This window comes from Paenibacillus sp. FSL P4-0081, from assembly GCF_000758565.1.
GTDB lineage: Bacteria > Bacillota > Bacilli > Paenibacillales > Paenibacillaceae > Paenibacillus_AQ > Paenibacillus_AQ phytohabitans.
The window spans coordinates 4,017,973-4,040,328 of sequence record NZ_CP009280.1; the positions used below are offsets into that span (position 1 = coordinate 4,017,973).

General features: G+C 51.4%; 23 protein-coding genes. 21 read left to right on the top strand and 2 right to left on the bottom strand.

What is annotated here, in order from left to right; translation table 11 throughout:
- Positions 1 to 804 precede the first annotated feature (804 nt).
- From lysS to P40081_RS17240, 12 genes are all read left to right on the top strand, one after another.
- Positions 805 to 2,358 (top strand): lysine--tRNA ligase, encoded by a 1,554-nt coding sequence (gene lysS / locus P40081_RS17185; RefSeq protein ID WP_042137121.1) that lies wholly within the window; start codon positions 805 to 807, stop codon positions 2,356 to 2,358.
- A 94-nt stretch (positions 2,359 to 2,452) separates the two neighbouring features.
- Positions 2,453 to 3,172: a YebC/PmpR family DNA-binding transcriptional regulator gene (locus P40081_RS17190; RefSeq protein WP_039291545.1), complete on the top strand. Its 720-nt coding sequence runs from the start codon at positions 2,453 to 2,455 to the stop codon at positions 3,170 to 3,172.
- 139 nt (positions 3,173 to 3,311) lie between these two features.
- A complete protein-coding gene (locus P40081_RS17195) occupies positions 3,312 to 3,491 on the top strand; it encodes a hypothetical protein (protein ID WP_042137123.1) in 180 nt (59 codons plus the stop codon).
- A gap of 190 nt (positions 3,492 to 3,681) precedes the next feature.
- Positions 3,682 to 4,116, top strand: a complete 435-nt coding sequence (locus tag P40081_RS17200; RefSeq protein WP_042137125.1) for an NUDIX hydrolase — start codon at positions 3,682 to 3,684, stop codon at positions 4,114 to 4,116.
- Positions 4,117 to 4,238: 122 nt separating this feature from the next.
- Positions 4,239 to 5,003 carry a TSUP family transporter gene (locus P40081_RS17205; protein WP_042137127.1) on the top strand — a complete coding sequence of 255 codons (765 nt, stop codon included), beginning with the start codon at positions 4,239 to 4,241 and terminating at the stop codon, positions 5,001 to 5,003.
- A 23-nt stretch (positions 5,004 to 5,026) separates the two neighbouring features.
- Complete coding sequence (locus P40081_RS17210; RefSeq protein ID WP_179093642.1) at positions 5,027 to 5,470, top strand: GNAT family N-acetyltransferase; 444 nt, start codon at positions 5,027 to 5,029, stop codon at positions 5,468 to 5,470.
- Positions 5,467 to 6,639: an alanyl-tRNA editing protein gene (locus tag P40081_RS17215; protein WP_042137129.1), complete on the top strand. Its 1,173-nt coding sequence runs from the start codon at positions 5,467 to 5,469 to the stop codon at positions 6,637 to 6,639. Before P40081_RS17210 ends, P40081_RS17215 begins: the two co-directional genes overlap by 4 nt.
- A gap of 130 nt (positions 6,640 to 6,769) precedes the next feature.
- Positions 6,770 to 8,341: an ABC-F family ATP-binding cassette domain-containing protein gene (locus P40081_RS17220; RefSeq protein ID WP_042137130.1), complete on the top strand. Its 1,572-nt coding sequence runs from the start codon at positions 6,770 to 6,772 to the stop codon at positions 8,339 to 8,341.
- Positions 8,342 to 8,477: 136 nt separating this feature from the next.
- Positions 8,478 to 10,829: an ABC transporter permease gene (locus P40081_RS17225; RefSeq protein ID WP_042137132.1), complete on the top strand. Its 2,352-nt coding sequence runs from the start codon at positions 8,478 to 8,480 to the stop codon at positions 10,827 to 10,829.
- 47 nt (positions 10,830 to 10,876) lie between these two features.
- Entirely contained in the window at positions 10,877 to 11,653 is a 777-nt protein-coding gene (locus P40081_RS17230) for an ABC transporter ATP-binding protein (protein WP_042137133.1), read from the top strand.
- Positions 11,654 to 11,675: 22 nt separating this feature from the next.
- Positions 11,676 to 12,356, top strand: coding sequence for a response regulator transcription factor (locus tag P40081_RS17235; protein WP_042137134.1), 681 nt, complete (start codon positions 11,676 to 11,678; stop codon positions 12,354 to 12,356).
- Positions 12,343 to 13,629, top strand: coding sequence for a HAMP domain-containing sensor histidine kinase (locus tag P40081_RS17240; protein ID WP_052421867.1), 1,287 nt, complete (start codon positions 12,343 to 12,345; stop codon positions 13,627 to 13,629). Before P40081_RS17235 ends, P40081_RS17240 begins: the two co-directional genes overlap by 14 nt.
- A 98-nt stretch (positions 13,630 to 13,727) precedes the next feature.
- Here P40081_RS17240 and P40081_RS39780 read toward each other — a convergent pair whose 3' ends face one another.
- Positions 13,728 to 13,832: a TOBE domain-containing protein gene (locus P40081_RS39780; RefSeq protein ID WP_144026215.1), complete on the bottom strand. Its 105-nt coding sequence runs from the start codon at positions 13,830 to 13,832 to the stop codon at positions 13,728 to 13,730.
- 134 nt (positions 13,833 to 13,966) lie between these two features.
- Between P40081_RS39780 and P40081_RS17245 the strand changes: the two genes are divergently transcribed.
- From P40081_RS17245 to P40081_RS39030, 9 genes are all read left to right on the top strand, one after another.
- Positions 13,967 to 14,809 (top strand): GNAT family N-acetyltransferase, encoded by an 843-nt coding sequence (locus P40081_RS17245; protein WP_042137136.1) that lies wholly within the window; start codon positions 13,967 to 13,969, stop codon positions 14,807 to 14,809.
- Positions 14,810 to 14,844: 35 nt separating this feature from the next.
- Positions 14,845 to 15,024 carry a hypothetical protein gene (locus P40081_RS17250; RefSeq protein WP_042137137.1) on the top strand — a complete coding sequence of 60 codons (180 nt, stop codon included), beginning with the start codon at positions 14,845 to 14,847 and terminating at the stop codon, positions 15,022 to 15,024.
- Positions 15,025 to 15,414: 390 nt separating this feature from the next.
- Complete coding sequence (locus tag P40081_RS17255; protein WP_042137139.1) at positions 15,415 to 16,398, top strand: aldo/keto reductase; 984 nt, start codon at positions 15,415 to 15,417, stop codon at positions 16,396 to 16,398.
- A gap of 9 nt (positions 16,399 to 16,407) precedes the next feature.
- Complete coding sequence (locus P40081_RS17260) at positions 16,408 to 18,366, top strand: GTP-binding protein (RefSeq protein WP_042137141.1); 1,959 nt, start codon at positions 16,408 to 16,410, stop codon at positions 18,364 to 18,366.
- Between the two features lie 15 nt (positions 18,367 to 18,381).
- Positions 18,382 to 18,783 (top strand): NUDIX hydrolase, encoded by a 402-nt coding sequence (locus P40081_RS17265; protein ID WP_042137143.1) that lies wholly within the window; start codon positions 18,382 to 18,384, stop codon positions 18,781 to 18,783.
- Between the two features lie 182 nt (positions 18,784 to 18,965).
- A complete protein-coding gene (locus P40081_RS17270; protein WP_042137145.1) occupies positions 18,966 to 19,391 on the top strand; it encodes a DMT family transporter in 426 nt (141 codons plus the stop codon).
- A 31-nt stretch (positions 19,392 to 19,422) separates the two neighbouring features.
- Positions 19,423 to 20,121 (top strand): Crp/Fnr family transcriptional regulator, encoded by a 699-nt coding sequence (locus P40081_RS17275; RefSeq protein WP_042137147.1) that lies wholly within the window; start codon positions 19,423 to 19,425, stop codon positions 20,119 to 20,121.
- 48 nt (positions 20,122 to 20,169) lie between these two features.
- Positions 20,170 to 20,664, top strand: coding sequence for a DMT family transporter (locus tag P40081_RS17280; RefSeq protein ID WP_042137149.1), 495 nt, complete (start codon positions 20,170 to 20,172; stop codon positions 20,662 to 20,664).
- 144 nt (positions 20,665 to 20,808) lie between these two features.
- The gene (locus tag P40081_RS39030) at positions 20,809 to 20,949 is read left to right on the top strand and encodes a hypothetical protein (RefSeq protein WP_197074369.1); all 141 of its coding nucleotides are present in this window, start codon (positions 20,809 to 20,811) and stop codon (positions 20,947 to 20,949) included.
- Between the two features lie 359 nt (positions 20,950 to 21,308).
- Here the strand turns inward: P40081_RS39030 and P40081_RS17285 are convergent, their stop codons facing one another.
- Complete coding sequence (locus P40081_RS17285) at positions 21,309 to 22,355, bottom strand: anthranilate phosphoribosyltransferase (protein ID WP_042137151.1); 1,047 nt, start codon at positions 22,353 to 22,355, stop codon at positions 21,309 to 21,311.
- Between the last annotated feature and the right edge of the window lies 1 nt (position 22,356).

The window sequence follows — 22,356 nt, forward strand, 5'->3', positions numbered from 1 at the left end:
TCTCTTTTTTGAGGGGAGATATAAGATATATGCTTCGCCAGGACCTGATTGGATGGGGGGTTGACCACCACCTTGGGCCAAGCACCACGCGCCGGGATGAGGACCCGGAATTAGTTGGATTTAATCCACTTGCTGATGAACAAATGGTCCCTGTCAAGGTAGCAGTTGGAAAAACAACACTTAAATGATCATCTTTCACCCAGAGCAGCAAAAATCAATAGTATTAGATGTCATTTATCCACTTGCTTTCACTATTCCTTCAGAAATGGGGAAATTAAGATACGTTTTTCCACTTGCTTATCGTGCGAGGAGGTACCCTAACAGCTTCCACACCGGTATCTCCCAAGGGGGGGACTGTTCCCAGTTAATGCTTTGTTATTGACAGAACCCAGCTCCCGCAGTACACTTGCAAATAATTACTTACATACACACAAGCGATGAAGAGAAGAGTAGGCAGGCGGCAACGTTCACAGAGAGCTCCAGAGTGGTGAAAGGGGGCAGCGAAGCGTCTGATCTGAAAAAAGTCTCTGAGCTGCATACGGAATTGGGCACGGCGCCCAAGGATACTATGCCGGGATCTCCCGTTACAGAGATAGGGTATAAGCGTAATGGCCGTACCCGAAGAGGCGGGCCTGGCAACATGTCCGCGAACAGAGGTGGTACCACGAAGCTTATTCAAGCTCTCGTCCTCAAGATAACAATCTTGAGGGCGGGAGCTTTTTTGCGTTCCCGGGCGGCCGGGCGTCGTGCCAAGTCAAACAGGCTCCACATGAACTCCATACTAACAGTAGAGGTGATTTGCCAATGCATTGGGCAGAAAAAATTGCAGGCCAGTTAATAGAAAACCATCCGGAGCGGCAGACTTTTGTATGTGCATCGGGGATCAGTCCGTCCGGATCGGTCCATATCGGAAATTTCCGCGAGATTGTGACCACTTCGTTTGTAGCCAAAGCGCTGCGGCGGGCGGGGAAGGAGGTACGGTTCATTTTCTCGTGGGATGACTTTGACCGGTTCCGGAAGGTGCCGAAGCTTGTGGACCCTGCGTTCGGACAATATATAGGGCTGCCATATTCGCAGGTTCCCTGTCCGCATGGCTGCCATACTTCGTACGCGGCACATTTCGAGGCGGAGTTTGAGCAGGCGCTGCAGGCATTTGAGATCGAGCCTGAATTCATCTATCAGAGCCGGGAATACCAGTCACACCGATATAATCCGGCAATCCTGCATGCCCTGCGCCACCGGGAAGAGATCTACGATATTCTGATGTCGTTCAAAACTGGCGAGAGCTCTGCGGAAGAGCGGGCAGCTTTTTATCCGGTGAACGTATACTGCGGACGGTGCGGAAAAGATGTGACAACGATTCACAGCTTCGATGACAGCGCAGAGACCGTGGTGTACAGCTGTAAGTGCGGTCATGCCGATACCATATGTGTTCCTGAGGCTGACAACCTGAAGCTGCACTGGAAAATCGACTGGCCGATGCGCTGGAACATGGAGCAGGTGGTGTTTGAGCCTGGAGGACGTGATCACTCGTCTGAAACCGGAAGCTATAATGTGGCCGCAGTGATCTCGGAGCGAATCTTCGGGAACCCGCCGCCGATGTATGTGCCTTATGAATTTATCAGCATTAAAGGCAGCTACGCCAAAATGTCCAGCTCTTCCGGGCATAATTACACACCCGATGATCTGCTGAACATATATGCCCCGGAGAATATCCTGTTCCTGTTCGCCAAATACCAGCCGAATGCGGCTTTTCATATTGGACTGGATGAGGATGTGCTGCGCAATTATGCGGAGTTCGAGCGATATGCTGCTGGAGTTCATGCCGGAACATTAACGGGTGATCTTGCGGATGCGCTGGAGTTATCGTTGCTTAGCGGCTCTACCGGAACGTCCCCGAGCTTCAGTCAGGTGTCCAGTCTGCTGCCATTAATCAACTTCGACCGGGAACTGCTCCGGGATATTCTCACCAAGAATGGGGAGAAGGCAGATGAGCATCAGCTGCTGCTGACGGCGGACCGGGCGGAGCACTGGATCAGAAACTGGATGCCGCACAAGCTGATTACGGTCAATTCTTCGCCGGACTTAGCCTATTATCATACACTGGACGCGGCAGAGCTGAAATGGCTGCGCACCCTTTGCAGTCTGCTAAGAAACTGTGAGCTGGATGAAACGCAGAGAATGACCCAAATCTACGCCATCTGTCATCATGAGGACAAAAAAACAATGCGGACTCAGCAAAAAAGGCTGTTCACCATTATCTATCAGCTGGTTCTGAGTGCGGATGAAGGCCCGCGTCTGCCGATGCTTATTCAGGCTGCGGGGACGGAGCGGATGCTGTCTTTACTGGATTTATGAATGGAGCCGGACGGCCCTTTACGGGATATATCGAACAGAGGTATAATGTACAGGACTGTTTTTAATCAAATGTTGGAAAGCGAGCGGTAACGATATGGGTCGTAAGTGGAATAATATTAAGGAAAAGAAAGCATCCAAGGATGCCAATACAAGTAAGGTCTACGCCAAGTTCGGTGTAGAAATCTATGTTGTTGCTAAGAAGGGTGAACCTGATCCCGAATCCAACCGTGCACTGAAGGTGGTTCTGGAACGGGCCAAAACTTACAATGTGCCGAAGGCGATTATCGACCGCGCACTTGAAAAGGCAAAAGGCAGCGGCGACGAAAATTACGTGGAGCTTCGTTATGAAGGCTTCGGGCCAAGCGGTTCGATGATCGTGGTCGATGCGCTGACGAATAACGTTAACCGTACAGCTCCGCTGGTACGCTCCACCTTCAGCAAGAACGGCGGCAATATGGGTGTCAGCGGCTCGGTAACGTATATGTTCGATCCGACAGCGGTAATCGGTGTAGAAGGCAAAACTGCGGATGAAGTGATGGAGCTGCTGATTGAAGCAGACCTGGATGTCCGTGATGTGCTGGAAGAGGATGAAGCAGTGATCGTATATGCCGAACCCGACCAGTTCCACGCTGTACAGGAAGCTTTCCGCGGCGCAGGCATTACGGAATTCACCGTAGCCGAGCTGACTCTGCTTCCACAGAATTATGTGGCCCTGCCTGAAGATGCACAGGCGCAGTTCGAGAAGCTGATTGACGCTCTCGAAGAACTGGACGATGTGCAGCAGGTCTACCACAACGTGGATTCGGAAGAATAGAATAAGCTGCTTTGCTAAGCGGATAAGCCTATTTCGGGCTTGTCCGCTTTTTTACTTCTGCCATGCTGTGTATATTCTATACCGATCTTTGCCAAAATAAACCGAACCGAGCAGCACACTACGTAGAGGAGGCAATATAGTGGAGGAATTTACAACACCGGATAAGAACCTGGTTAATACCGTCAAGGAGCTTGATCAGGACCCGGTCACCAGCCAGGAAGCACAGCAGATGGAACAGAAGAAGAGTGACATCCGCAAGGAATCCCTGAGGGATGACAAAACGACCTATAAGAAAAATGAGCAGAATACGTATAAATGATTTGTTCCTGAAAGTGAAGCAGGGGCTAAGCGGGCGGTGAGGGCAACCTCACCGCTTTTTAGCATTGGATGAAGCTGACAGTACTCTTTCAGTCTGACAAAGCTCACCCTGGTATGCTATAGTCGATTGTAAATATGCAAACTAGCGTTCTCTTTAATTGGTTGGCTGATCAAACAGGAGGAATTAATAAATGGAACCTTTCCGGTTGTTGAGTGTAGTCCATGTATTTCTGATCAAGGATGGGCAGATATTGCTACTGCGGCGCTCGAATACAGGGCATCACGATGGAGAATACGGTCTGCCTGCGGGCAAGCTGGAAGGAGGAGAAGAGCTTCATTCCGCCGCCATCCGTGAAGTCCGGGAAGAATGCGGAGCTGTTATCGCGCCTTCTGACCTTGAAATGCTCGGAGCGATGCATATCCGGATTTCCGGAAATGAACGGATTGATTTCTTCTTCAAAGCGGAGCATTGGAGTGGTGAGATTAGCAACACCGAGGCTGATAAATGCGATGATTTACGCTGGTTCCCGCTGGATGATCTTCCGGAGAATATCATCCCTTTTGTGCAGGAGGCATGGAGCATATTCAGAGACGGTGTCTGGTTTGCTTCACATGGATGGGCGTGACAGAAGTAACCAGAGCCGAGCGCAATTTCACAAATCTATGGTGCATCCCGCCAAAATTGTGTATGCTGAATGAAGTTTACTGAAAACAAATGTAAAGTACATAGCAGGGGGATTTCCGCAGGATGGAAGATTGGACGATTGGCATGGTGGCAGTATTGGTGCTTTGCGGTTTTTTGGCCGGATTAATTGACTCTGTGGTAGGCGGGGGAGGACTGATTGCAATTCCTGCACTGCTGTCTGTAGGGATTCCGCTTCCTCTGCTCCTGGGCAGCAGCAAATTAGCCGGGTCCATGTGCTCGCTGACCAGTACGGCCTCTTTCGTGCGCTCCGGCAAAATCAATTTCAAGCTGGTCCGGACACTGATTCCGTTGTCCATTATAGGTGCGGTGGCCGGTACACTTACCGTCCGCCAGGTGCCATCAGAGTTTCTAAAGCCGCTGGTCATTGTGATGCTGGTAGTGATAACGGTCTATACTTTGTTCAAAAAAGCATGGGGAGACGTATCCACCTTCTCCGGCAGCAATGGCAGAACACGGCTGATCGGGATTATCGCGGCACTGGTCATAGGCTTCTACGATGGTTTCTTCGGACCGGGAACCGGATCTTTTCTGATCTTTGCTTTTCTGATGATGGGCTTCGAATTTGTTACGGCCGCCGGCAATGCCAAAATGCTGAATTTCGCCAGCAACATCACGAGTCTGCTTACGTTTATTGCCCTCGGCTCTGTCAGCTATACCCATGGGCTGATCCTGGGCATTCCGATGGTGATCGGAGCTATTGTCGGCTCCAGAATAGCTATCCGCAATGGAGCGGCTTACATCCGCCCGCTATTCATAACAGTTACTGTTATATTGATCGGCAAGCAGATATGGGATACGATGCATTAAGTACATATAATGGAGTGGATGAGATGGAGATCAGAATCATACAGAAAGAAGAAGCATGGAAACTGAGGCATGAAGTGATGTGGCCCGAGCGTGAGCCGGATTACATCAAGCTGGCGGATGATGAGCTGGGCGTGCATTACGGGCTGTATCTGGGAGAACAGCTGGTGTCAGTGTTATCCCTGTTCATTAATGGTACAGAAGCACAGTTCCGCAAGTTTGCTACGCTGGAGCTGGAACAGGGTCTGGGCTACGGCAGCAGACTGCTGCAGACCGTACTGAAAGAGGCAGAGCAGGCAGGGGTACAGCGGATCTATTGCAACGCAAGAACCTACAAAGCGGGCTTCTACAAGAAATTTGGAATGCAGGCGACAGAAGAAGTGTTCAGCAAAGGCGGCAAGGACTATGTCGTAATGGAAAGGTTCTTCACGCCCGCTGAAGACGACAAACAGAAAGGAGTTTACCCATGACTAAGAAGCTGTATTATGAATCAGCTTATTTGAATGAATGGAGTACAACTATAAGCGGAACCTTAGAACGTGAAGACGGGATCTATGTGACGCTTGCGGAGACAGCCTTCTATCCCCACGGGGGCGGACAGCCTTGTGATACAGGGTACATAGGTGAACTTCCAGTGCTGGATGTAGTGCTGGAAGATAATGAGGTGCTTCATAAGGTAGCGCAGCTTCCTGCGCATACAGAGGTTAACTGCAGAATCGACTGGAACCGGAGATTTGACCATATGCAGCAGCACAGCGGACAGCATCTGCTGTCGGCGGTCTTCCGTGATTTGTACCAGGCCATGACCCTTAGCTTCCATCTAGGAAGTGACTATGCCACGATTGACATCGGGCTGCCGGAGCTGTCTGCTGCGCAGATGGCGGAGGCTGAACAGGAGGTCAACCGGCAGATTTACCTGAACCGGAGCATTGTCAGCTACTTCGTAACAGCAGAAGAAATGGCCAGGCTGCCGCTTGTGAAGCTGCCTAAGGTGACAGAGGATATCCGGATTGTTGAGATAGAGGGTGTCGAACACAACGCCTGCGGGGGGACGCATGTAGCTTCAACAGGAGCCATCGGCATGATCAAGCTGCTGCGCTCCGAGAAGCAGAAGGGCAACACCCGGATTACCTTCAAATGCGGAAGCCGCGCACTGGATGAATTCAATGACAATGTACGTATTCTGGGGCAGCTGTCAGCCAGGTTCAATACGGGTAAGGACGAAATTATCGACCGGTTTGAGAAATGGGAGCATGAGCAGAAGCTGGTGCAGACTGAACTGGCTGCGCTTAAGGAACAGAATGATATCTATCTGGCCCGGGAGCTATTATCCGCCATGGAACCAGGCAGCCGGGTGATTACGCATATCTCCGACACCAGAACGCTGAAGGATTTGCAGAGTCTGGCTGTGAAGCTTACTGCGCTGACCGACCTTCCTGTTCTGTTGCTGAGCGCGGTGGAGAATAAGGTGGTACTCGCCCGCAGCGGTGCTGCGGATCTGTCCTGCGGGGCCTTCTTCAAAGCCCATCTCGGCGAATACCAGGGCAAAGGCGGCGGCAGCGACAAGCTGGCCCAGGCCGGCTTCCCGGCTTGGGAAGCAGCAGTGGCGTTTTATGATTTTGCCCAAAAACAACTCTAATTTCAAGTGAAAAGGCCGCAGATCGCGGCCTTTTGTGTAATCGGAGAACGGGAATACGGATTTAATGTTATAATCACCTCTGTGTGCGGATAGATGAATTCTGATGTTATGAACCAGAGGGGCGATAGGTTTGAGTGTAATACGTATGGAGAACGTGACTAAGAAATATGAGGATACATTGATCTTCAGAGATATCTATTTCCGCGTAAGCAAAGGTGAACGCATAGGTCTAATCGGACGCAATGGTGCAGGTAAATCAACGGTATTCAAGCTGATCATGGGACAAGAACAGCCTACGGCCGGGAACGTGGAGCTGGACCCGAAGGTTAAGATCAGTTACTTTTCCCAATTCTCGGAGCTATCCGGGTCCTTATCTGTTCAACAGGAGCTGGAACTGTGCTTCGGGCAGGTGACGCTTATCGAACAGGAGCTGCATCAGATCGGGGAACAGCTTGGGCAAGTAACGGATGATAACCAGATGAATACCCTGTTAGAACGGCAAGCGGAGCTTTTTGAACAGATGGATCATTTGGATGGCTGGAATGTCTCGGTGGAGATTAATACGGTGCTCACTAAACTGGGATTTGATGAGAGATCACGGCATCAGCCTGTAGAGGAGTTATCAGGAGGGTGGCGGAACCGCGCGGCACTGGCCAAGGTCTTAATTGAGGTGCCCGATGTCGTATTGCTCGATGAACCTACCAACTTTTTGGATATGGAAGGAATCGTATGGCTCGAGCAGTGGCTGCACCGTTTCACCGGGGCGATGCTTTTGGTCTCACATGACCGGCAGTTTATTGACAGGGTAGTTACACGGACCATAGAGATCGAGAATTATCATTTTCAGGAGTACGAAGGCAATTATACCGATTATGTTCAAAAAAAGAAGATGCGCAAAAAGGTGCTCGACCGTCAGTTTGAATGGGAAGAAGAACTTCTGCTTATGGAGTCTGAAGCCATTGATACCCGGGGCCGTAAAAAGTCTCCCAAAGACCGCCTGTCGCGCAAGCTGACGGAGATCAAAAAGCGGGTGGAGCCGCATCCGGTGAATGTCCTGATTACCGATATTTATAGCAATTTGCGTTTTCCGGACAAGCTCGGTGAAGTGAAGGGAATTGGCCAGACGTATGATGGCCGGACTATCTTCCAGAACATTAGCTTCGACATCCAAAAGGAAGACCGGATGGTCATAGTCGGCCCTAACGGAAGCGGGAAATCGACGCTAATCAAGGTGTTGACGGGTCAGGAGGAGCCGGATTCCGGGGTTGTGACCTGGGAGCGAGGTGTCAGTTACGCGTATTTCAATCGTATGTGGGACGAGCTTGATCCTAAAGATACAGTAAGTCATGCGGTTAATGTGTATGGTCTGGGACTCGATGCGCCGCGGAAAAAAGTGAACAAATTCCTGTCTATGCTGCAATTCTCTGAAGTGGATTTGAGTAAAAGGATCGGACATCTATCCGGCGGCCAGCAGGCCAGAGTAGCGTTAGCGAAATGTCTTCTCTCCGGTGCTGCTGTGATCATCCTGGATGAGCCTACCAATCATCTGGACCTGACCAGTATTCAAGTGATGGAGCAGGCACTCATTCATTTTCCCGGAGCGGTAGTTACGGTCAGCCATGACCGGTTCTTTATTGATAAAATAGCGACGAAGATGCTTACCTTTGACCCGGAATCGGGGATCTCGGAGCAGGACGTTTAGGCTGGAAGCAAGCAGAGAGCTATGGATCATTCCGTAGCTCTTTTTTTGCGCGGACTTCTTTTGCAGCGACTTAAGGATTATTTAATAATTGACCCGCTATACTCAGGACAGAGCTTGACGAAAGGAGAACAACATCGTGTTCCTGAAAATACTTAAAAAAGATCTGCGGCGTAAAAAAGTGATGAATACCGTTCTATTGGTACTCATTATTCTGGCTTCAACGCTCGTAGCAAGCAGCTCCAGCCTGATGTATTCGACGTCCAGTGCCCTCGACAGCTTTATTGACAAGAGCCGTGTGGCCGATCTTAATATCACACTGGCGGATAATCCCGAATATAACGGGGCGGTCCAGGACTGGGTTCGGAATGAGAAGAGAGTGGAGACGGCGTATACGGAGAAACAAATCAGTCTTTCACTGGAGCAAATCAAGATGCCAGAGGGGCGTACCAGCTTTTCCGGCAATACAAGTCTTGTACTGTCCGCCATCCCGGAACAGGTGAACCTGATCTTCGGCGCAGATAATGAGCCCTATACCCTTCAGCAAGGGGAAATTGGACTGCCTACGAACCTGATGCTGACTAGCGGCATCCAAACTGGAGAGCGGATCAGCTTCCAGCTGGAAGGGATTACGAGAACTTTTACCGTCAGCGGTTACTTCAAGGATGCATTTATGGGTTCGAATCTGCTGGGCCTCAAACGTCTGATAATCTCCACAGAAGACTTTAACGAAATTGAGAAGACGCTGCCGGAGAATTCCCGCGTGAATTTATGGAGTTTCAACGCTGTTCCGGGTATCGAGCCTACTGAACTGTCCGGAGCCTTTGCCGGTGCGGATCTGCCGATTAACTTCGAGGTCGACAAGTCGCTCGTTGCGATGTCCTATATGACAGACCGGATCATCTCCGCAATGATGTTTGCGATTAGCCTGTTCCTGATCTTCATTGCCTTTCTTACCCTGCGCTTCACGATTGTCTCTACATTGCAGGATGAGTACAAGGAGATCGGTGTGATGAAGGCGATTGGCTTCAGGAACCACGCGATCAAACAGCTCTATTTAACGAAATATATGGGGCTGTCCTTGCTTGGCGGCATCATCGGACTTGGAATCAGTCTTCCGCTTACAGGGCTGATGTCCGGCAGGACTTCGCAGTATATGATTCTGCCGGGCGGCAGTATCAGCATCATTATATCCGCGTGCAGTACTGTAGCCATTATAGGTTTCATTCTGCTGTTCTGTTTGCTCTGTATGCGCAAGATTAACAAGGCTTCCGCCATTGACGCCATCCGGCAAGGCCAGACAGGAGAACGCTTCAAGGCTTCCCGCAGAATTCATTTACATAAAAGCCGCTACCTGCACACCGCATTCTTCCTGGCGCTGAGCGATGTGCTGAACCGGTTGAAGAGCTACACTTCACTCATCCTGACTCTTGTCCTGAGTACAGCGATCATCCTCATCCCGGTTAATCTGACCAATACGATCGTTACCCCTAAGTTTTTAGAGTATTTCGGCACAGTCGGGGCGGATTTCTATACCAAAACGGAAATGACTGAGAAGTCTGTGGATGAGATCCAGCGGGAAAAGGCGATACTCAGCCAGAGCTTCCGCGATAAAGGCTTCGATGTCTCGCTCACGGCCAACTATGCGCTCCTGATCAAATATATCTCAGATGACGGTCAGGATAACCGGCGCATCAACGCCCAGAAGAATGATCAGGATGAGTCCATTCCATATCTGGAGGGCACTGCCCCTATACTTAAGAATGAAATTGCCATAACGAGCATCATGTCCGAGAAGTACGGTAAGCAGGTAGGGGATACTATTGAGTTTGAAATGGATGGCAAGCAAAGCACTTTCATGATAAGCGGACTGTTCCAGAGTATCTCTAACGAAGGTTATGGCGTCTGGATTGCACGGGATTACAACCCGAAGGTTATATCAGCTTACCTGTTTTCTGGTAATATCCATGCCCCGGAGGAGCAGAAGGCTGAAATTATTAAGGACATTCAGAGCCAAATCAGCGGACTCAACATCAAATCGGGGATGGAAATGCTGGGAGAGACTACCGGAGGGTTCATGAGCCAGCTGCGCAGCCTCAATGCACTGCTCACGGCGATTATCTGCATTATTACGTTCTTTATTACGAGTCTGTTCGTCAGGTTGATGATTACGAAGGAAGTACACGGCATTGCGGTCATGAAAAGCATCGGCTTCACGAATTCAGCCATCCGGCTGTGGCAGGTACTGCGCATTCTGATTATCATGGCTGCCTCATTAATCCTTGGGGTGATCGCAGCGAATACCCTTGGAGGACGTCTGCTCGGCATCATCTTCAGGATATTCGGTCTGACGAAGCTGGACCTCGTCATCATTCCTCTTCAGGTCTATGTCTTCTATCCGCTCCTGATGCTTGCTGTCGTCATGCTGGCGGTATACACCAGCTGCGGACAAATCAGGCGCGTGCAGATCTGGAATATGAATAAAGAATGAGTGAGTATTAGCGAACTGCAAACAACTACCCAAGGAGGAATACAGAAATGGCAGCCGTACTGGAAGTAACCAATCTATGCAAAACCTATATTGTAAACAAAGGACAGAATAATGTCCTGCGGAATATTAATCTTACGCTTCATGAAGGAGAGTTCGTGTCCGTAATGGGACCGTCCGGATCGGGCAAATCAACGCTACTCTATACTGTCAGCGGGATGGACCGGCTCACGGCGGGGGAAGTGGTGTTTGACGGGCAGAGCCTCTCACAGCTCTCCGAGAAAGAGATGGCCGGGCTGCGCCTGCATAAGATGGGGTTCATCTTTCAGCAGATGCATATGCTGAGCAATCTGTCCGTTTATGATAATATCATTCTATCGGGCTATCAGGCGCTATCCGGCAAAGGAAGCGGGCGCAGCCGCAGCGATGTCAATCAGTACGCCGATGCTCTAATGCGGAAGCTGAATATAATTGAAACTGCGGCACATGACATTACAGAGGTATCCGGGGGACAGCTGCAGCGGGCCTGTATATGCCGGGCGCTGATTAATGAGCCGGCGATGCTGTTTGCCGATGAGCCGACAGGTGCGCTCAACTCAAAAGCAGCCCAGGAAGTAATGAATGAGCTGTGCCGGATCAACCGTGAGGGAACAACCGTTATGATTGTAACCCATGATGTGAAGGTCGCCGCACAGAGCGATAAGGTATTATATATGGTGGACGGAAATATTCAGGGCGAGCATGTCCTGGGCAAATATTCGCCGGAGCAGGGTTCGAGGGAACGTGAGCGCAGCCTGACGGGCTGGCTGATGGAGATGGGCTGGTAACAAGCAGCAGGAGGAGATAGCCGTGGCGGATATTCTGATCATTGAAGACAATGCGGAGCTGGCGGAGGTGATTAAGGATTTTTTGCAGGTGGAGGGTTATTCTGTATTCATTGCAGACACCGGAGAAAAGGGACTGGCATATCTGGAAGTACACGCGGTCAAGCTGTTGCTGCTCGATATTATGCTGCCGGAGCTTGACGGCTTCGCCGTCTGCAGACTCGCCAGAGAGAAGTTCAATTTGCCGATTCTGATTATGAGTGCACGCCATGGGGATGACAATAAGATTATCGGTCTGGAGCTGGGTGCAGATGACTATCTGGAGAAGCCTTTTTCGGTCAACCTGCTGACAGCCAAGGTCAAAGCACATCTGCGGCGCAGCTATGAGATGAACGATGATAAGCAGCTGCTGGCTGATGGAGACCTTACAGTTAACCGGACCTCGATGACGGTGTATAGAGGCGGGCAGCCGCTCGGGATGACGGCCAAGGAATATGAGCTGCTGGTGCTGCTGATGAATAACAAGGGAAAGGCTCTGCGCAAAGAGTGGCTGTTCCAGCAGGTATGGGGAGCAGACAGCTTCAGTGAGCCTTCTACGCTGACGGTACATATGAATAAGCTGCGGGACAAAATCGAACTGAACCCCAAAGAGCCGAGGCGGATTGTAACCGTCTGGGGGGTAGGATACAAATATGAAGGCATTTAACCGGCTGATTCTCTGGACATTACTCGCCGGGTTCATCGTGATTGCCATTCTGAATGGATATGTATCCTACCGGGAAGTACGGGAGCCCGGCAAAGCTTACCGGGTGGAGATCAACCGGATTATTGATCAGGTGCAGCGCGGGGTGCTGCCGGAAGAGATTATACTTACTCCGGGAGATTATACATACGTTAACGGATTAAGCTGGATAGATCAGGGGGCGGAAGCACAGGCTGTTGAGCGGTTTTTTGCCGGAATAGGTGTAGCGGATTCATACGAATTCACGGTCAAACCTGTCTATCTGGAGCAGCAGCTGACAGGGTATTTAAGGTTCTCATACCGGTTGCCCGGTGCGGATCACAGCGTGTTCCTGATCCTGAATGTGTTCCTGCTGGCGGCGCTTGGGGCGGTGACTGCACTGCTGTTCTATATCCGGAGGCAGATCCTGCAGCCGTTTCACACCTTACAGGAGTTGCCTTACGAGTTATCCAGAGGCCAATTAAATACAGGCATGAAGGAGCACCGGAGCCGGTTCTTCGGCCGTTTCGTATGGGGGCTGGACCTGCTGCGGCAGACACTGGATGCCCAGAAGCAGACCAATCTCCGCCTGGAAAAAGACCGCCAGACGCTGGTCGCCTCCCTGTCACATGAGCTCAAAACACCAGTCGCCGCAATCAGGCTGTACGCCAGTGCCCTAGACGGCAGCCTCTATGACAGTGAAGAGAAACGCCAAGCGGCCGCCAGGCTGATCGGCCGGAAAGCGGAGCAGATGGAGCAGCTGATCGGGGATATTATCACGGCCTCGGTCTCCTCCCTGCAGGAGATGGAGGTCGTGCCGGGAGAGTTCTACATCAGTGAGTTGATCAGGAAGGTTGTCCCGGGTCATAAAGAACGGCTGGAGCTGCTGAAGATAGAGCTGAAGGTGGGGCCTTATCAGGATAAGCTGCTGCTGGGTGATCTGGACAGGCTGTTTGAAGTGCTTAATAATCTTATCGAGAATGCGATAAAATACGGCGATGGCGGTACGGTCAGCATGACCTTCCGGGAAGAGGAGTACCGCCAGCTCATCGTCATTGAGAATTCAGGCGAACCGCTATTGCTGGGCGAGCTGCCCCATATCTTCACCAGCTTCTGGCGCGGCTCCAACGCGGACGGGAAGCCGGGCAACGGTCTCGGCCTATTCATCTGCAAGCAGCTGCTGGTGAAGATGGGCGGCGACATCTTCGCAGAGCCGCTGGAGCAGGGGATGCGGTTTGTGCTGGTGCTGCGGTATTGAACCTAAAAGACCTGATCGGCGGAGGATCGCCGGATCAGGTTTTTTGGCGTGCGGGCGTGTATAGGCTATGCGCATACCCGGCGTAAGCTGAAAGCCGGTTATGCCATCAGCAATACGGAGGAAGCTTTGATAATTGCGGTAACAGGAGAGCCTTCCTTCAGTTCCAAATCGCGCAGCGCTTCAACTGAGATGATGGTAGAGATATAGAATACCGAGTATAACTAAAAATTGCCAAATATATCGATAATCCACAAGTGAATTGCTACCATTGTCGACAAATAGCATAATAGAGTATTATTGTAAACGGAAACATGGATTGTATTGGAGGTTTAATGCGATGATTGAGCTGAAATTTGAGAATTATCCTGCGGCTGAAGTTTTTTTTGCCGATAAGAAGCAGCATATTCCCGCATTGTCAGTCTTGCAGGGGAATTATCCCGGACGGGTATTTGCCGATGATGCAGCTGCACCATCCCTTGCCGTGGTATGGGCTACGGGGAGATGGATGTATGCTGCCGGAGATATCAGAACAGAGCTGAACAGGATGAAGCTGACAGCATTTTTGCAGACCCAAGTGATTCCGGATTGCCGGCGGCGGCAAAAGAATTGGTTCGAGATATACACGGATGATTGTGATGCATGGACGGCATTATTTAAGCCCGGATATGCCGGACTGCAAGTATATAGACATATGGAATCGGTATATGAGTTCAATCGTGCAAGGTTTAATCCGCCTGAGAGTAAGGTTACGGAAGACGCTTCAGGCAGCGGCGTGACCGTTGACTACAGGCAATTTCCTGTTCTGGAGGAGCATGAAGATGATATGTCTGACATACATAACCGCTTCAGCAGCCTGACAACCACCGGAGCTGTGGTGAAGGTAGAGGGTCAGGCAGTCTCTGTCTGTAAGCATAACGGCTTCACCGATAACAACAGATATTTCATTGATGTGGATACATACTCAGAAGCTGAGCGCGGCAAAGGATACGCAACGCTAGCCGCACGGTCACTGATTAGTTATTACCTGGACAGAGGCCAGCTTCCGTTGTGGGAAACCACACATGAGAATACCGCGTCACACAGGCTGGCATTGAAGCTGGGATTCGAGCCTGTGGAGAGTTATCCGGTGTTTGCTTTTGTCATGGAGAGCCAGGAGCTTAAACTTCAGTCACCGGGGTAATATACAATATAATCCAGTGACAGGAGGAGAGTATTATGAGAACTTTTGGCAGAGGGATGTTGTATTCCATTATCGTGGTAGTCATTCTGCTGGCTATTTCGTTCATTATTGGAGATACCGTCACACTTCCCTGGTTTGTCTTCATTCCTTTGGTTCTGCTTGTATGGGGCCTGGCCTTCTATCAGTCGAGAAATGAGGACCGTTCTACCGGATAGAGCTATAATGTTGTGCCGGGATTTAGTGAAAGGCTGTGCTCCGCTATAATGGAGGCGGTCTTTTTTATTGTAAGCAATTCTATGTTGCATTTGGTCAAGAAAGCCAGTGTTGTATGAAGCGGACTGAGAGGACCCTATTTCGTGAGGAAACCACCTTTTGAGGATGAAGCGGACTGAGAGATTCCGTTATCTGGTTAAATCGTGCCCCAAATGCACAGTATCGAGTAATATAAGCGATTCTGAGTCCGATTAGTCTGAGATTAAGCACGGGCGGTATAGCTATACAGAGACTGGACCTTCTCGCGCAAACCATTCATAATAATAAGGTCAGTTGTTAACGGTTCCATAGGGTTTATTACACTAACTACACTCATAAACGGAGGTTCTACGATGAAATACCGCAAGCTGGGAAATACAGGTTTGTCAGTAAGTGAAGTCAGCTTTGGCACTTGGGCAATCGGGGGGGACTGGGGCAACAGCAGGGATGAAGACGGGCTTAAGGGCTTACAGCTGGCTATGGAGCAGGGCGTTAATTTCTTTGATACTGCCGATGTATACGGCTCCGGGCATGCGGAAGAGCTGCTGGCCAAGGCAACCAAAGGCAAGCAGGATGAGATACATATTGCTACGAAATTCTGCCGTGCCGGTGATATTCATGATCCGGAGAATTACTCTGCGCGCAGAATAAGCGAATATTGTGAACAGAGCCTGCGGCGGCTGGAAAGGGAAGCGATTGATCTGTATCAGGTTCACTGTCCGCCTATGGAAATTCTGCGGGATGGCAGTGTCTTCGGGGCCCTTGACCAATTGAAGGCCGAAGGTAAAATCCGCCACTACGGTGTAAGTGTAGAAACGATAGAGGAAGGACTGCTCTGCCTTGAATATCCGGGAGTAGAGGCGCTTCAGGTGATCTTCAATCTGTTCCGCCAGCAGCCGGCGCTGGAGTTATTACCGCGTGCGGCTGCCCGCGGCGCAGGGATCTTGGTGCGTCTGCCGCTGGCCAGCGGTCTGCTGACCGGCAAGTTCAAGGAGACCAGTACCTTCCAGGAGAACGACCACCGCAGCTTCAACGCGAACGGCGAGCAATTCAACGTTGGTGAGACCTTCGCCGGACTTCCGTTTGTTACCGGAGTGGAACTGGCCCGCAAGCTGGAGTGGATTGCTGAAGGACGCGGCAATATGGCCAGAGCGTCCATGCGCTGGATTCTGGACCATCCCGCCGTCAGCTGTGTGATTCCGGGCTTCAAGAATGAAACTCAGGTAGCGGATAATCTCGCTACACTTGAAGCTCCTTCCTATAGTTCAACTGAAATGGAGCGCCTGAGCGCATTCTATCAGTCCGAGGTTGTTCCGCATATCCGTGGAGGAGTGTAGCAGCACCTTATGAACAATATAACCGTCGGACTGCTTGCACATGTAGATGCCGGCAAGACGACCTTCGCTGAGCAGCTGCTCTACCATACCGAAACGATCCGCAGCCGGGGCCGGGTGGATCATCAGGATACCTTCATGGATACCCACGAGATTGAAAAAGCGCGCGGAATCACTGTTTTTGCCGATCAGGCGGAATTTGTATATAAGGATTCGCGGTATTTCCTGCTGGATACCCCGGGCCATGTTGATTTCTCTCCAGAGATGGAGCGCTGTCTGCAGGTGCTGGATTATGCAGTGGTCATTCTGAGCGCGGTGGAGGGTGTAGAGAGTCATACGGAAACCGTATGGCAGCTGCTGCGCCAGCATAACATTCCCACCCTGTTCTTCATTAACAAAACCGACCGTGCCGGTGCGGACCCGCAGCGTGTACTCGAAGAGATCCGGCAGCAGCTCAGCGGCAATGCCTTCCTGCTGCCGCAGCTTACGGGGGAGGCGTTGACTGATGAGCTGAGGGCATTTATAGCGGAGCGTGATGACGCGCTGCTGGAATTGTATCTGGAAGGAGCTCTGCCTGACAACGTCTGCCGCAGTGCACTGCCTGACATGTTGAAACGGGGCGACATCTTTCCTTGTATGCAGGGCTCCGCATTGCTTGATCAAGGGGTGGACGGGTTCCTGGAGGTTCTGAACGCGTTAACCTTCACGGAGTACGATCATGAGCAGCCTTTTACGGGGAGAGTCTACAAGATCCGCCACGACGAAAAAGGCACGCGTATCACCTACTTCAAAGCACTACAGGGAGTTCTGAAGAACAGGGACAGCTTAATGTACGGACATGGACCGGAACGTGTATCGGCGCGGGTTACCGGAATCCGCAAATATAATGGCACCAAATATATTTCCGCCGATTGGGCTGCCGCAGGGGAACTGTTCGCGGTTGTGGGGCTTACTGAGGCCCTGCCCGGTGAGGGCGTTGGTGAACTGACGGACTCACAGGAAAGCGGCCTGATTCCTACGCTGAAATCCAAAGTCCTTTTTGAGCCGCCGGTACACCTGAAAGAACTGATGAATGCCTTTGGACAGCTGGGCGCGGAAGATCCTTCGCTCAATGTTAGCTGGGATGAAGAGCTGCAGGAGCTGCATATTCATGTGATGGGCGGAATTCAGCTGGAGATTCTGGAGCAGATCATGGCTGAACGGTTCCGGATCCGGATTGCTTTTGGGCCGCCGGAGATTCTCTACAAGGAGACGATCACTGGCACCGTCTATGGCTACGGACATTTCGAACCGCTTGGCCACTACGCTGAGGTTCATCTGAAGCTGGAGGCGGGGCAACGCGGCAGCGGTATTACCTTCATCAACAGCTGTCACCCGGATGATCTGGCCGTGGGCTATCAGCATCAGATTGAGCAGCATTTGCTGGAGAGCGGCCATCACGGCCTGCTGACCGGTTCACCGCTGACCGACCTGAAGATCACCCTGCTTAGCGGCAGAGCACATAATAAGCATACGAGCGGCGGAGATTTCCGTGAAGCAGCTTACCGGGCCTTACGCCAAGGGCTGGAGCAGGCCGTGAATCTGCTGCTGGAGCCGGTCTATGACCTGAAGCTCCGGATAGATTCAGACTACGTGGGCAAAGTAATGAGTGATATCCAGCAGGCCAGCGGCAGCTTCAACCCTCCTGAGATTACAGAGTCCAAGGCTGTCATTACCGGTACGGTTCCAGTGGCAAGCTTCATGAATTATGGGGTGAGACTGGCTTCCATGACCCAGGGCAAGGGTTCGCTGTCGCTTAGAGTCGCCGGTTATCAGCCGTGCCATCAGACCGAAACAGTAATTCAGCAGCGGAATTATAATAAAAATGCCGATCCGGCTTACTCCTCGACCTCGATCTTCTGCGCCAAAGGCCAGGCGTATCCGGTCCCCTGGGATGAAGCGGAGCAGCATATGCATATTAAAGTACGATGAAGGAGCAGATGAACAATGGCTGAAATCATAGATAAAGTTGCCTGGATATATATCGTGGATGGCAAGGTGCTTGGCGCTCGTTCCAAAGGAAAGGACACCTATTATTTCCCCGGAGGCAAACGGGAGTCTGGTGAGAGCGATGCACAGACATTGATCCGGGAGATCGAAGAGGAATTATCTGTTCAGATCAAACCGGAGACCATTGCAGAATTCGGAAGCTTTGAAGCTCCCGCGCATGGCAAAGCTGAAGGCGTTTCAGTCCGTATGACCTGCCTGACGGCTGAGTTCACGGGTGAACTCAGCCCGGCTTCCGAAATCGAGGAATTGGCCTGGTTAACCTATGAAGACAAAGCGCGCGTATCAGCTGTCAGTGTGATGATTATGGACAAGCTGCGGGAAATGAAGCTGCTCTCCTAAACCATACTGTTATAAGCCCGTTTCGAGCCGGAAATCCGGTTCGGAATGGGCTTTTTATCTCTTTACCGGCTGCTTTCGGGCAGCCGCTCGCAGACACTTTTACAATTCAGGACATATGTCCTTCCCGAATCCGGCAAACTGGCTTTTAATTAAAGCAGACAGTATATAGAGGAGAGAGACAGATGAAGGGGATAATTTTCGCATTTATAGGCGGGGCCTGCATTACGCTGCAAGGGGTAGCGAATGCAAGAATCAGCCAGGATATTGGTACGTGGCAGGCAGCGACGATCACGCAGTTCACCGGGTTCCTGATGGCGCTGGTCATTGCGCTGATCGTACGGGACGGGAAGAAACACGGCTTCCGTAAGGTTAATCCGTTGTATCTGATCGGCGGCGGATTTGCCGCATTCGTTATTTTCAGTGAGGTTACGGCGATTCAGAGCATCGGTGTCACCTTAACCATCTCTGCTTTGCTGATTGCCCAGCTGTGCCTGACTTTTGTTATCGACATCAAGGGCTGGTTCGGGGTAGCCAGGCAGAAGATGAAGCTGCCGCAGTTTATCGGGATCGGGATGATGATCCTGGGTGTGGTTGTGCTGAAGTTCTGATGATTAGGTCAAGCGGAGGTGAACCTGTGCGATGAAGGAAATTCAAGATTCCGGGCGGCTGCAAGCATATCTGCAGAAGCACCAGCTCGATCATATTTTCACAGAGCCGCTTAAACAGCTCTTGTCGCTGCTAAGCTACGATCCGGGAGAGCATATCTGCTCCAAAGGAGACCCTTCAAGCACACTCTATGTGCTGGTCAAAGGGAAGCTTAAGATTTACACGACCTCGGCAGAGGGCAGAACACTAATCATCTCATTCAAAACACCGCTGGAGCTTATCGGCGATGTTGAATATATTCAGGGTACGGAAATGCTCAATACGGTAGAGGCGGTATCACCGGTTCACATGATTGCGGTGCCGTACCGCTGGCTGAATAAATATGCGAAGGATCATCCGCCGCTGCTGCATTTTATGCTGGAGATCATCACTCAGAAGTTCTACCGGAAGTCCAGCTTCCTCAGTCTTAATCTGATGCATCCGGTGGATGTGCGGCTGGCCAGCTACCTGCTGTCCATCTCCTACGACGAATCGGATCCGCAATTTACCGGCCAGCTGAATACGATTAATCTGGTGGATACCGCGAATTTCATCGGCACCAGCTACAGGCATTTGAACAGAGTGATCCGGAAGTTCTGCCAGGAAGGGCTGACCGAGCGCAGCTCAGGGGCAATTATCGTCAAGGACAGGGAAGGGCTCTCAGCTCTGGCCAGCCGCAATATTTACGAATAAAACCAGGCAATAAGGCAATACAAATCAGCATATAAGGGAGCAACAGATATGTTAGCAGGAATACTACTCGCGCTGATCGCGGGTGCACTGGTTAGTCTACAGAATATTTTCAATGCCAAGGTCAATGAGCATACAGGCTCCTGGACAACCACCACACTGGTGCTGGGTATGGGATTCGCAGCTTCACTGATTATGGGGCTGATTATGGAAGGGAAGAACATGTTCACGCTGCAGCATATGCAGCCCTGGTACTGGTTCAGCGGTATGATCGGTGTAGGCGTCGTCATCTGTCTGGTCCAGGCCACCCGAATTCTTGGCGCAACGTATGCCATCTCGATCGTCCTGACTGCGCAGCTCGGCTTCGCCTTATTATGGGATTCCTTGGGCTGGCTGGGGCTGGAGAAGGTTCCGTTCTCGTTTAACCAGCTAATCGGCGTGCTCATCATCGTTGGAGGCATTCTGGTGTTCAAATTAGGCGGCAAAAGCGATTCTAAAGACTCCGCCGGAGCCATCGAGCGCCGCAGTGCGCTGCATACGGATTGAATTAAATGAGAGGCGCGCACCCGTTCAAAAACGGACTGCGTGCTTTTTTTTCGCCAGACAAGAATTTATTTGCTTCACACTAGCTGAAAAAATACTGTCTTTATAGGGATGGGTAAGCCGCCGTTTCAGGAGAGATGCGGATAAGTGGAGGGCTTGCTAAGAACGGGTACTGGTGGGACTGAAGGTACTGGTGGAGCTGGTGGAGTTGGTGGTGCTGGTGGAACTGGTAATGCTGGTGTGTTGGAGGTGCTGGAACTGAAGCTGGCGATGGTGATGTTCGAATAAGTGAAGAAGCGGACTGATATTCCTCTATTTCATGTAAAAAGCTTCTATTGGTGCGTACGCGGACTGAGATTCCGTTATCCTGTACATTCGGACATAAAATAAGCGTGTTTCGGACACTTAACGGAATCTGAGTCCGCGTGTCATGCGATTTCGCCATAATTGCTGAAATAACGGAATCTCAGTCCTCGACATTAGCGAATGAGTCGTGTAGAACCCCGGTATGCTCCCGCAGAAAAAGTGCCTGATTGCCGGTACTCCCGCAAAGCAAAGCAACACCATGCTGCAGCCCGGCGCTTAAGCGCGCGCAAATAGCAGACCGCAATACGGTCTGCCGCCCCTATATACGCCTGCAAAGCAGGCTACACCTGCCCGAGAGAGGCTGCTGTGCTGCCTTGCATGGCGCTTTTCCATTTCGCATACGTGTTCCACGCCTGGCCGTTGTCCAGCAGATGCTTGCAGGTATAGACGCCTTCCTCAATAGAGTTGACCCTGCCGGCGACATGGAGCCTGGCTGCACCATTCAGCAGTGTCTGATTGTAGAACGCCAGATGTCCGCCGCCCTGCAGCACTTCCTCGGCGGTACGCAGCTGTCTTTCGGCTGTCCAATCGACCTCCGGAACGGGCACTTCCAGTCCGAGCGACTCCGGATCAATGATATCCAGCTCCGCCGCTCCATCTTGAATGCGGTATACGCGGTTCGGCCGGTCGATATACAGATCCTCCGAGCCTTCCACGCCTTGAACAACCAGTCCCCGCTGATATCCGAGCTTCACAATCAGCCGGGAGATCCGGTCGAATACCGTATTATGAAAAATGCCGAAGACGATATAAGGTGAACAGGAATAATCAATCAGCTTCTCGGCTGTGTTGAAAATCGTGCGCAGCCCAATGTCTTCACGCAGGCCGCGCAGAGCACCCAGCGGCGGGCACCACTGCTCCGATTTCGCAAACAGCACACCGCTGGCCTCCGCCGCCTCAATGGCCGCACTGCGGCTCAGACCTGCAATATCAATTCCGGATGCATGAATGATATCCTGCAGCGTAATTCCCCACTTCGGAGGCAAGCCTGCGGAGCCATGCAGGGTAACCGGCAGACCGGCGGCAGACAGCAGAAAGGCAGTAGGGAACGTGGCGATGAAGGAATGCACCCTGCCGTCATAGGGTCCGGCACAATCGATCCCCTGTTGGACAGGTTCCCTTGAGGCATATTTGCGGCAGACCGCAACGAAGGCTTCCAGCTCTTCCAGGCTCTCCAGCTTCATGCGTTCGGCGATCAGGAAAGCGCCAATCTGCACCGGAGAAGCAGTCTGTCCAAGAATGGCTTCCGCCGCATATTCCGCTTCCCCGTAGCTTAAATCCTTGGCACCGCGTTTGCCGCGGGCAACTTCTTTCAGAATATTAATCATA